Origin of the sequence: Pseudomonas sp. 2995-3 (genome assembly GCF_002742565.1) — a bacterium.
GTDB classification, from domain to species: Bacteria; Pseudomonadota; Gammaproteobacteria; order Pseudomonadales; family Pseudomonadaceae; genus Aquipseudomonas; species Aquipseudomonas edaphica.
Genome location: NZ_LJSB01000332.1, coordinates 1 through 247, shown reverse-complemented (window position 1 = coordinate 247; position 247 = coordinate 1). Strand labels below are relative to the sequence as shown.

At 41.3% G+C, this 247-nt stretch carries 1 protein-coding gene; it reads left to right on the top strand.

Going from position 1 to position 247, the window contains the following annotated elements; all coding sequences use genetic code 11:
• A partial coding sequence (locus AOA62_RS29625) for an alpha/beta hydrolase fold domain-containing protein (RefSeq protein ID WP_143521935.1) occupies nucleotides 1-247 on the top strand: 247 nt, incomplete at both ends.

Here is a 247-nt window from a genome sequence, read left to right as displayed (position 1 = left end):
GAATATACCGCCCTCAAGGGGAAGGTCCATTTCCAATTGTAATGTATTATCATGGGGGTGCATTCTTAGAAGGCTTTGGTGATATTAATACACATGATAATATTACGAGATCACTAGCATCTCGCACGAATAGCGTTGTAATTGCTGTAGGATATCGATTAGCACCTGAGCATATTTTTCCAGCAGCCATTGAGGACAGTTACGAAGCGATCCTTTGGGCAGAGGAAAATGCCTATACTTTTAATGG